This window comes from Streptomyces sp. CLV115, assembly GCF_038448545.1.
GTDB classification, from domain to species: Bacteria; Actinomycetota; Actinomycetes; order Streptomycetales; family Streptomycetaceae; genus Streptomyces; species Streptomyces sanglieri.
This window is the reverse complement of record NZ_JBCEWQ010000097.1, coordinates 21,981-32,520: the sequence shown is the minus strand read 5'-3', so window position 1 is coordinate 32,520 and position 10,540 is coordinate 21,981. Positions and strand designations below refer to the sequence as shown.

Here is a 10,540-nt window from a genome sequence, read left to right as displayed (position 1 = left end):
CCCCCCCCCCCCCCCCCCCCCCCCCCCCGGCTCCGGGGTTGCGGTTGCCGCAACGGCAGCTTCTACCGTCCTGACCAGGGCCGGAGAGACCGGCCCGGTGAGGTGATCGTGTGAGGAGGCGGCGATGGTCTGGCCGATCGCGGAGGTCGCCCGGATGTCCGGTGTGACGGCTCGGACGCTGCGGCACTACGACGAGATCGGCCTGCTGCCGCCCGCGGGGACCGGTTCCAACGGCCACCGCCGCTACGGGGAGGGCGAGCTGCTCCGGTTGCAGCAGATCCTCGTGCTGCGGGCGCTGGGCCTGGGCCTGCCCGAGATCGGGCGGATCCTGGCCTCGCAGGTCGACGAGGTGGAGGCGCTGCGCGGTCACCACCGCCGGCTGCTCGCCGAGCGCGACCGGCTCGACGCGCTGGCCGGCACCGTCTCCCGCACGATCGCCGAACTGGAGAGTTCCAGAAAGGACGGTGGCCCCATGACCGCCATCAACCGACCGGAGAATCTCTTCGAGGGCGTTCGGCCCTCCCAGTACAGGGACAGCCTGCGCGACTTCCCCGGGCTGGCCGGGGACATCGACCGGCACACCTCGACGATGAGCGAGGAGCAGATCGAGGCCGGACACCGCGAGCGCACGGCGCAGATGATCCGGCTGGCCGAGCTGCTGGCGGCGGGGGTACCCGCCGGGGCCGATCCGGTGCAGGCCGAGATCGAGGCTCAGCACCGGGCCCTGACCGGGCTGCGGGCGGTCTCCGCCGAGGAGTACCGCGCGATCGGCCGTTCCTGTGTGGAGAACGAGCAGTGGCGCGCGGCGTACGAGGCGATCGCACCCGGACTGGCCGCCTACCAGCGGGACGCCATCGAGGCGTATGTGTCGACCGGGCTGAGCTGAACGACGGTCGAGCCGTGTCCGTGAGGTTCCGCCGCGGGCCCGGAGGGCCTGGCCCGGACTTTACGGACACGAACCGGTGTCCGTGAGGTTCCGCCGCGGGCCCGGAGGGCCTGGCTCGGATTTGACGAACACGAACCGGTGTCCGTGAGGTCCCGCAGTACGCCCGAAGGGCCTGGCTCGGACTTTACGGACACCGCCCGGTTGCGGGGATGCCGCCGCGGGAACGGTCCCGCGGCGGCGTCCTTGTGTCCGTCCCCGCTCAGTCGGCGACGGGGCCGGGCCCGTGCCGGAGTGCGGCATCGAGCAGGGCCACCAGCTGTCCGGCCCGCTCCCGCGCCCCCTGCCGGTCGTGCGTGCCGGTCATGAGCAGGTGGTGGACGGTCCCGACCAGGGCGAGGGCCGCGGCGGCGGTGTCGGCCCCCTCCGTGATCCGGCCGCCCCGCCGCTCCGCGTCCAGGTAGTCGGTGATCGCGTCCTGGACCGTGTCGAAGCCCGGCGCACCGCCCGCCAGGGCCTCGCGGATGTGCGAGGACGCCGCGGGGCGGGTGAGCGCCAGTCCGGCGACGGCGGGGCCGGCCGAGGACAGCAGCGCGAGCGCGATGCCGAGCAGGTTCTCCGCGACGGTGTCCTGCCCCGCCCTCCCCCGGAGTTCGCCGGCCTGCCGGGCCACCCGCGCGAAGCGGTCCAGGACCAGCTCCGCGACGAACTCGTCCAGTCCGCGGAAATGTGCGTGCAGCAGGCCCTTCGCGCAGTCGGCCTCGGCGGTGACCGCCCTGCTCGTCAGGGCTCCTGGCCCGTCCCGCTCCAACACCCGCTCGGCGGCGGCGAAGAGCCGCTCACGGACGTCCGGAGTCGTCACACCGCGCGGAGACACCGATTCCCTCCCTCTCGCCCTGTTTACAGTATGGGCGCTTGCCCATACCTTGAATGGGCACCCGCCCATACTAGTCGTCCCGACGTCCGCGGGCGCCGCAACCAGACGGCACACAGGCCAGGTTCGAGCAGCACTTCGAGCAGCGTTCAGGGGGAGCACACCGCATGCGACACATCGCCAACAGGGATCAGGACCAGGCATGGAACGGTTACGAGGGGACGTTCTGGGCCGCCAACCAGGACCGTTGGGACGGAGTGAACGGGGGGTTCGACGAGCCACTGCTCGCCGCCGCCGCGATCGCCGAGGGCGACCGCGTCCTCGACATCGGCTGCGGGGCGGGGCGCACCACCCGCCTCGCCGCGCGACGGGCCGGCGGCGGGCGGGCGCTGGGCCTGGACCTGTCGGCCCCGATGCTGGGCCGAGCACGGGAGTCCGCGCGGGGCGAGGGCATCGGCAATGTGGCGTTCGAGCAGGCGGACATCCAGGTCCACCCGTTCGGGACCGGGACCTTCGACGTCGCGATCAGCCGCTTCGGGGTGATGTTCTTCGCCGATCCGGTCGCCGCCTTCGCCAACATCGGACGGGCGCTGCGCCCCGGCGGCCGGATCGCCTTCGTCTGCACCGCGCGGGCCGACCGGAACGAGTGGCTCCAGGCGATCCGGGGGCTGGGCGACCTGCTGCCCGTCGGCGGACTGGGCACCTCCGCGAACCCCGGCATGTTCTCGCTGGCCGACCCGGAGACCGTGCGTGACGTGCTCTCCCGCGCCGGGTACGAGGCGATCGGGACCGCTCCGGTCGAGGCGTACGGCACCTGGGGCCGGGACGCCTCCGACGCCGCCGCCTTCCTGCTGGACTCCGGTCCCGGCCGGCATCTGCTGAGCCGGGCCGGGGAGGACGAGCGGGTCCGGGCCCGGCAGCGGCTCGTCGGCCTGCTGCTCCCCCACGAGCGGGAGGGCGCGCTGCGACTGCGCAGCGCCGCCCTGCTGGTCACTGCCCGACGGCCCGGATGAACGAGGGCGGCGTCCGCCGCCCGACCACATCACTCGGGGAACACCCGCCCCCTTTCAGGCCGCGGCCTTCTCCGGCCGGCCACCGCTGCCCTCGCCCGCACCGTCGCCCGTGCCTCCGGCGGGTGCGGCGGGTGCGGTGCGCAGGGTCAGCAGGGCGGCGAGACCACCGATCACCGCGAGGGCCGCGGCGCCGAGGAAGGCGGCGGAGAAGCCGTTGGTGAGCGCCACCGGGTTCCCGGGTTCACCGGCGCCGTGCGCGGCGGCGATCGCCGTCATGGCCGCGAGGCCCAGCGCGGAGCCGACCTGGTAGCTGGTGTTGACGATCCCCGAGGCGAGACCGCCCTCCTCCGGGCGGGCGCTGGAGAGCGCGGTGCCGAGCGACGGGATGAACGCCAGCGACATGCCCACCGCGGAGAGCAGGGAGGCGGGCAGCACGTCGACGAGGAAGCTGCCGTCCGGGCGGGCGAGCGAGAGCCAGAACATGCCCGCCCCGAGCGCGAACAGCCCCAGGACGATGAGCGGCTTGGGCCCGAACCGGGAGATCAGACGCGGCGCCAGGACGATCATCATGATCATGATGGCGACCGTCATGGGCAGCAGCGCGGAGCCGGAGGCGAAGGCGCCGAGCCCCAGCACCTGCTGGAGGTAGAGGTTGAGGAAGAACCACATGGGGATCCACGCGGCGGCCATGAGCAGCTGGGCGATGTTGGCACCGGCCAGATTGGGCGCCCGCCAGATACCCAGCCGCATCAGCGGCTCGCGCCGCTTGGCCTGGATCGCGACGAACGCGGCGATCAGCGCCGCTCCGCCCAGGAGGACCAGCCAGGTCCCGGCGGAGCCCCAACCGGTCTCGGGGGCACGGACGATGGCGTAGACGGCGGCGGCGAGCCCCGCCGTGACGGTGACCGCGCCGGCCAGGTCAATCGAGCCGCGCCGCCCCGCGCCCGAGGGCATGACGGCGGGCGTGGCGACGAGGGCGATCAGGGCGACGGGGATGTTGATGTAGAACACCCAGGGCCAGCTGGCGTACTGGGTGATGACCCCGCCGAGGAAGACTCCGGCGGTGCCGCCGGCCGGGGCGGCCGCGCCGTACAGCGCGAAGGCCTTGCCCAGCTCCTGGGGCCGTGAGCCGAACAGGGTCATCAGCAGGGTGAGGGCGGACGGCGCGATCAGCGCGGCGCCCACGCCCTGCAGGGCCCGCCCGGTCAGTTCGACCCAGACCTCACCTGCGAGGCCCGCGGTCAGGGAGCCCGCGGCGAGGACGACCCATCCGGCGCCGAACAGGCGCCTGGCGCCGAGCAGGTCGGAGAGCCGCCCGCCGAGCAGCAACAGCCCTCCGAAGGCGACGACATAGGCGTTGAACACCCACGACAGGTTCTCCTGGGAGAAGCCCAGGTCGGCCTGCATCTCGGGCAGGGCCACGCCGATGATCGACGTGTCCATGATGACTATGAACTGAGCCAGGGCGATCAGCGCGAGCGCGGACCATCTCCGTGGATCGGCCGACGCGTTCGGTGCGGCTGATGCATTCATCACAGACACTCCTATACGGGAGGGGGGTATCTAGCTCTCGACGCGACGCAGCATACCCCCCAGGGGTATCTGTGGCCAGTCCGGGACGCTCGGAAAGTTCCTGACGCCACGCCCGCGCCGGGCCGGGGCACGCCCCGGTCGTCCGGCGTTGGTGTCCGGAAAACGGCCCGGTTCAGCGGGAATTCAGCGAGTCCGGACCGGTCGAGTGGAAGTTCGAGAGGTCTCGTCTCCACAGAGCCGGGACCGATCGAGCGGACACGGAGGATCCACCCGATGGCCCAAGTGACCGGTAGTGCCCCGCACCGGGAAGGCGCAGTCGCGGAGCGCGGCGACGGGAGTGCGGCATCGTCGGCCGTGTATCCCGGCGACCCGCGTTACGAGGACCTCGCCCTGCGCCGCCGCAACGAGCGGTTCGTCCAGCGCCCCGCCTGCTTCCGGGTGGTGCGCTCCACCGACGAGGTGGTGGCGGCGGTGCAGTGGGCGGTCGACTCCGGCCGGCCGGTCTCGGTGCGCAGCGGCGGTCATTCGCTGGAGAACTCCGTGGGCGAGCACCCCGACGGCGTGATCATCGACATGACCGGGATGAACGCGATCCACTTCGACCCCGAACGGCGCGCCGTGGTCCTGGAGTCGGGAGCGACGCTGGGCGAGGTGTACCGCACGCTCTACCTGACCTGGGGAGTGACCGTTCCCGGCGGTTGGTGCCACTCGGTCTGCGTGGGCGGTCACATCCAGGGCGGCGGCTACGGATCGCTCTCACGCACCCACGGTTCCGTCGTCGACCACCTGTACGCCGTCGAGGTCGTCGTCGTGGACGAGGCGGGCCGGGCCCGTGCCGTGCTGGCCACCCGGGAGAGCGACGATCCCCATCGTGACCTGTGGTGGGCACACACCGGGGGCGGGGGCGGCAACTTCGGTGTGGTGACCCGGTACTGGCTGCGGTCGCCCGGTGCCGAGGGGGACGATCCGGCGGATCTGCTGCCCAGGCCGCCCGCTTCCCTGACGGGGGGCGTCCTCATGTGGTCGTGGGCGGATCTGCCGAAGGAGTCGTTCCGGCGGCTGATGCGCAACCACGCCGACTGGCACGAGAACAACAGCGATCCCGGCCGGCCCGGCACGGCGCTGCACTCGACGCTGATGCTCTCCGGCCGCAAGGAGCAGGACGGCCCGGCGGACATCCTGATCTACGCGCTGGCCGACGGCGACGGCGCGGACGGGGCGGCGCTGGTGGAGAAGTACTTCGATGCCGTGAGCGACGGCGTCGGCGGCACCCGCCACATGATTCCCGCCGCGCCCTGGCTGTACGTGCTGATGCCGCCGAACGGCGACGAGGAGTCGCAACGCGGTTCCGAGTACGCCCGCTACAAGGGGAAGGCGGGCTATCTGCGCAAGGGGTTCAGCACCGCGCAGGTCGACACCGTCTTCGATCACCTGACCACGGCTCCGCCGATGCTGGACATGGCCCGCGTCTGGCTCGTCTCCTACGGCGGCAGGGTCAACGACGTCGCTCCGGAGGCCACCGCGCTGGTGCAGCGCGACTCCGTCCTGAAGGCCGCCTACACCGCGACCTGGCTGGATCCCCGCGACGACGAGGCGTCCCTCGACTGGCTGCGGCGCTTCTACCGCGACGTCTACCGCGAAACCGGCGGAGTGCCGGTGCCCGACGCAACGAACGACGGCTCGTACATCAACTATCCGGACACCGATCTCGCCGACCCGGACTGGAACACGTCCGGCGTCCCCTGGCACGACCTCTACTACAAGCAGAACTACCCCGGGCTGCAGCGGGTCAAGAAGCGATGGGACCCGCGCAACGTCTTCCGTCACGCCCTGTCCATCCAGCCGGCCGACTGAAACGGAACACACCATGTCCCACACCGACCAGAACACCACAACGCAGACCGACGTCGCGGTGCGCGAACTGCTGGACCGGTTCCAGAGCGCCTGGACCTCGAACGATGCCGACGCCGTCGCCGAGATGTACACCGAGGACGCGACCCTGGTCATGACCGGCCTGGTCCTCGACAGCAAGGACGCGATCCGGGAGTTCATGCGCGCGGCGTTCGACGGACCGATGCGGGGAAGCCGCCCGCTCAACGAGCCCCGCATCGTCCGCCGCACCGGCGCGGACACCGCGGTCGTGGTCAGCGACCTCGGCATCCTCCTCGACGGACAGACCGAACTGGCCGAGAGCGACAAGCGGGTCGCGACCTTCGTGCTCGCCCGGGCCGACGGCGTCTGGCGGGTCACGGCGTATCACAACTGCCCCGCCTGACGGGCGCCCCAGGAGGAGGACCCATGTACTTCAAGGTGCTCGGCGCGCTGGACGTATCGGAGAACACGGAGGACCTGACGCCGTCGGCGCCGAAACTGCGCAGCACCCTGTCGCTGTTGCTGCTGCGGCAGGGGGACATCGTGCGCAAGGATCTGTTCGTCGACGAGCTCTGGGGCGTCGACCCGCCGCCCAACGCACTGACCACGCTGCAGACCTACGTGTACCAGCTCCGTCGTACGCTGCCCGACCCGCAGACCCGGCGGGCCGGGCACCGGCCCCGGGGACATGCCTGGAAGGAGGCCACCGCCGGCCCGTCGCACGGGCCGTGGCTGCGCACCACCTCCTCCGGGTACTGCGCGAGCATCCCCCCGGAGACGATCGACCTCTGCCGGTTCGAGACCCTGGCCGCACAGGGCGGTACCGCGCTCAGGCAGGGGAACGTGCCCCGGGCCGCCGAACTGCTCGAAGAGGCACTGACGTTGTGGCGCGGCCCGCTGGTCTCCAATGTGAAGCACGGCCCGGTACTGGAGGCGCACGCGACGGGACTGACCGAGGAGCGGCTGCGCGTCGTGGAGCAGTGCGTCGACGCGCAGCTCTTCCTCGGCAGGTACCACGAGGTACTCACCGCGCTGCGCGGCCTGCTCGTGGAACACCCGCTGGCCGAGGGCCTGTGGCAGCGGCTGCTGCTCGCCCTCTACCGGTCCGGCAGACGCCTTGAGGCGATCCAGGAGTACCGGCGGCTGCACCGGATACTCGGCGACGGACTCGGGCTCGAACCCTCGCGCTCGGTGCAGCGGCTGTACGAGGCCGTCCTGGCTTCCGATCCGGCGCCCGATCTCGAACGCATCGCGCTGTCCGCATGGCGTGACCGGGCCGTCATCCGCCCGGGGACCGTTTCCCGGCACGTCGCCTGAACCGGATGAACCGGACGTACGGCACGCACGTCCATGCCCCTCGATTCGTGCTGGAGGAGCCGGACGGGGCGTCTGGAGCGGCTCCCCATCGACGCACCATGCCCGGCGCCGACAGTCCAACGGTCCGTCCGCACCGGATCGGCCACCGGCCCGACGAAAGGAAATCCGTGCCCGCCTTTACCCTCACCGAATTCCGGCAGGTCGTGGAGAAGTGCTTCCAGGGGGAGGCCGGCCCCCTCGGCGAAACCGCGCTGGACGCGAGCTTCTCCGACCTCGGCTTCGACTCGCTCATGGTCTACGAGATCACCGTCCGCATCCAGGACGAGTACCCCGTGGAGATCACCGACGACGAACTCGACGAGTTGCGGACACCGGGCGCGTTCATCGCCTTCGTCGACGCCCGGCTCTCCGTTTCCGGCTGAACCACCGCGCGAACCACTTGGTCCACCGCGGACAATCCGTCAGAGAGGTTTCCATCGTGGAGCGGTCTGTCGCCATCACCGGCATCGGGGTCATGGCCCCGGGCGGGGTCGGCAAGAAAGCGTTCTGGGACCTTCTGGTCTCGGGCCGCACCGCCACCCGCACCATCTCCTTCTTCGACCCGGCACCGTTCCGGTCGAGGATGGCCGCCGAGATCGACTTCAATCCCGAGCTGCACGGGCTGACCGCCCGCCAGTGCCGCAGGCTCGACAGGGCCGCGCAGCTGGCCGTGATCAGCGCGCGTGAGAGCCTCGCCGACAGCGGGCTGGAGTTCGACACGGTGGACCCCCACCGGGTCGGAGTCTGCGTCGGCAGCGCCGTCGGCGGCACGACCACGCTGGAGCAGGAGTACGTGGTCCTGAGCGACAGCGGCAAGGAGTGGGATGTCGACCCGGCGTACCTTTCCCCGCACCTGTTCGACGCCTTCGTGCCCAGTTCGCTGGCGGCCGAGGTCGCCTGGCTCGTCGGTGCGCAGGGGCCGGCCACGGTGGTCTCCACCGGCTGCACCTCCGGTCTCGACTCGCTCGGTCATGCACGGGACCTGATCGCGGAGGGCAGCGCCGACATCATGATCGCCGGCGCGACCGACACGCCGATCTCGCCCATCGCGGTGGCCTGCTTCGACGCGATCAAGGCGACCTCGCCGCGCAACGACGACCCCGAGCACGCCTCGCGCCCCTTCGACCGCACCCGCAACGGCTTCGTCATCGCCGAGGGTTCGGCGATGCTCGTCCTGGAGGAGCTGGAGCACGCCAAGGCGCGGGGCCAGCACATCTACGGTGTCATCTCCGGGTACGGCTCGCGCTGCAACGCCTACCACATGACCGGACTGCGGCCCGACGGGCGGGAGATGGCCGAGGCGATCCGCTGCGCGCTGGACGAGGCGAAGCGCCCGCCGGAGTCGGTCGGCTACGTCAACGCCCATGGCTCCGGCACCAAGCAGAACGACCGGCACGAGACCGCGGCGTTCAAACGCGCGCTCGGCGAGCACGCCTACAACGTGCCGGTCAGCTCCATCAAGTCCATGGTCGGGCACTCGCTCGGCGCGATCGGCTCGATCGAGATCGCGGCCTGCGCACTGGCCATGGAACACGGCGCGGTGCCGCCCACGGCCAACCTGCACGAGCCGGACCCGGAGTGCGACCTCGACTACGTGCCCAACGAGGCCCGGGAGCGGCGCCTGGACACCGTGCTCAGCGTGGGCAGTGGCTTCGGCGGCTTCCAGAGCGCCATGGTCCTCACCCGGGAGGGCATATGACGATCACCGCACCCGGCACCCCACCCGCCGCGGCCGCCACCAGGACCGCGGTCGTCACCGGCATCGGTGTCGTCGCACCCAACGGGCTCGGCACCGAGGAGTGGTGGAGCGCCACCCTCCGCGGGGAGTCGGGCATCCGCCCGGTCCCGGACCACGCCGGCAGGCCCGGCCGGACGCCGCTGATCGGCCTGATCCCCGGATTCGAAGCGGCCGACCACCTCCCGGGCAGGCTGCTGCCGCAGACCGACCGGGTGACCCGGCTGGCCCTCGTGGCCTCGGACTGGGCACTGGCCGACTCCGGGGCCGACCCCGCCGCGCTGCCCGAGTACGGCATGGGCGTGGTGACCTCCAACGCGACGGGGGGCTTCGAGTTCACCCACCGCGAGATCCGCAAGCTGTGGACCCAGGGGCCCCAGCACGTCAGCGTCTACGAGTCCTTCGCCTGGTTCTACGCGGCGAACACCGGCCAGCTCTCGATCCGGCACGGGATGCGCGGCCCCAGCAATGTGCTGATCGCCGAGCAGGCCGGCGGCCTCGACGCGCTCGGGCACGCACGGCGTGTGCTGCGCAAGGGCGGCGAGCTGGTCCTCACCGGCGGGGTGGAGTCGGCGTTCGACCCGTGGGGCGTGGTCTCCCACGTCGCGGGCGGGCGGGTGTCGCGGTCCGGCCACCCGGACCGCGCCTACCTCCCCTTCGACAGCGGGGCGTCCGGACACGTACCGGGCGAGGGCGGCGCGATCCTGGTCGTGGAGACGGCCGGCGCCGCGGCCGAACGGGGCGCCGGTCAGGTCTACGGCGAAATCGCCGGCTACGCGGCCACGTTCGACCCCCCTCCCGGGTCGTCGGCTCCGCCGGGGCTGGCCCGGACGGCACGGCTGGCGATGGCGGACGCCGGGGTGACCCCCGAAGACGTGGACGTGGTGTTCGCCGACGCGGCGGCCCTCCCCGCGCTCGACGCCGCGGAGGCCGCCGCCATCGAGGAGATCTTCGGCCCGTACGGCGTTCCGGTCACGGCGCCGAAGACGATGACGGGACGGCTGGCCGGCGGCGGACCTGCGCTGGACACCGCGGCCGCCCTGCTCGCCGTGCGCGACTCGGTCCTGCCACCGACGGTCAACGTCGAACGGCCGGTCCCGGGCCGGCGGATCGACCTGGTGCGCGGCGAGCCGCGCGAGGCCCGGGTCGAGGTGGCGCTGATCCTGGCGCGCGGCCACCACGGCTTCAACTCGGCGCTGGTGGTGCTCGCCCCGGACCGGACGGCAGCGGGTCCGGCCGGGGTGCCGGCCGCCGTACGCCGCCGCGCCTGACCT

At 72.1% G+C, this 10,540-nt stretch carries 10 protein-coding genes; 8 read left to right on the top strand and 2 right to left on the bottom strand.

What is annotated here, in order from left to right:
- Positions 1 to 124: 124 nt before the first annotated feature.
- Positions 125 to 886 (top strand): MerR family transcriptional regulator, encoded by a 762-nt coding sequence (locus AADR41_RS27860; protein ID WP_342284159.1) that lies wholly within the window; start codon positions 125 to 127, stop codon positions 884 to 886.
- Positions 887 to 1,145: 259 nt separating this feature from the next.
- On the opposite strand, the gene AADR41_RS27855 is transcribed toward AADR41_RS27860, so the two are convergent.
- A complete protein-coding gene (locus AADR41_RS27855) occupies positions 1,146 to 1,760 on the bottom strand; it encodes a TetR/AcrR family transcriptional regulator (protein ID WP_342284158.1) in 615 nt (204 codons plus the stop codon).
- Positions 1,761 to 1,924: 164 nt separating this feature from the next.
- Here AADR41_RS27855 and AADR41_RS27850 point away from each other — a divergent pair, with 164 nt between their 5' ends.
- A complete protein-coding gene (locus tag AADR41_RS27850; protein WP_342284157.1) occupies positions 1,925 to 2,770 on the top strand; it encodes a class I SAM-dependent methyltransferase in 846 nt (281 codons plus the stop codon).
- 54 nt (positions 2,771 to 2,824) lie between these two features.
- Here AADR41_RS27850 and AADR41_RS27845 read toward each other — a convergent pair whose 3' ends face one another.
- A complete protein-coding gene (locus AADR41_RS27845) occupies positions 2,825 to 4,303 on the bottom strand; it encodes an MFS transporter (RefSeq protein ID WP_342284156.1) in 1,479 nt (492 codons plus the stop codon).
- A gap of 273 nt (positions 4,304 to 4,576) precedes the next feature.
- Here AADR41_RS27845 and AADR41_RS27840 point away from each other — a divergent pair, with 273 nt between their 5' ends.
- The 6 genes from AADR41_RS27840 to AADR41_RS27815 all read left to right on the top strand — a co-directional run bounded on the left by AADR41_RS27840 (position 4,577) and on the right by AADR41_RS27815 (position 10,537).
- Entirely contained in the window at positions 4,577 to 6,157 is a 1,581-nt protein-coding gene (locus AADR41_RS27840; RefSeq protein WP_342284155.1) for an FAD-binding oxidoreductase, read from the top strand.
- 13 nt (positions 6,158 to 6,170) lie between these two features.
- Positions 6,171 to 6,578, top strand: coding sequence for an SgcJ/EcaC family oxidoreductase (locus tag AADR41_RS27835; RefSeq protein ID WP_342284154.1), 408 nt, complete (start codon positions 6,171 to 6,173; stop codon positions 6,576 to 6,578).
- A gap of 23 nt (positions 6,579 to 6,601) precedes the next feature.
- On the top strand, positions 6,602 to 7,492 hold the full coding sequence (locus AADR41_RS27830) for an AfsR/SARP family transcriptional regulator (protein ID WP_342284153.1): 891 nt from the start codon (positions 6,602 to 6,604) through the stop codon (positions 7,490 to 7,492).
- A 167-nt stretch (positions 7,493 to 7,659) separates the two neighbouring features.
- Positions 7,660 to 7,914: an acyl carrier protein gene (locus AADR41_RS27825; protein WP_342284152.1), complete on the top strand. Its 255-nt coding sequence runs from the start codon at positions 7,660 to 7,662 to the stop codon at positions 7,912 to 7,914.
- A 56-nt stretch (positions 7,915 to 7,970) separates the two neighbouring features.
- Entirely contained in the window at positions 7,971 to 9,230 is a 1,260-nt protein-coding gene (locus AADR41_RS27820) for a beta-ketoacyl-[acyl-carrier-protein] synthase family protein (protein ID WP_342284151.1), read from the top strand.
- Entirely contained in the window at positions 9,227 to 10,537 is a 1,311-nt protein-coding gene (locus tag AADR41_RS27815) for a ketosynthase chain-length factor (protein ID WP_342284150.1), read from the top strand. The genes AADR41_RS27820 and AADR41_RS27815 overlap by 4 nt, the downstream gene beginning before the upstream one ends.
- Positions 10,538 to 10,540 lie beyond the last annotated feature (3 nt).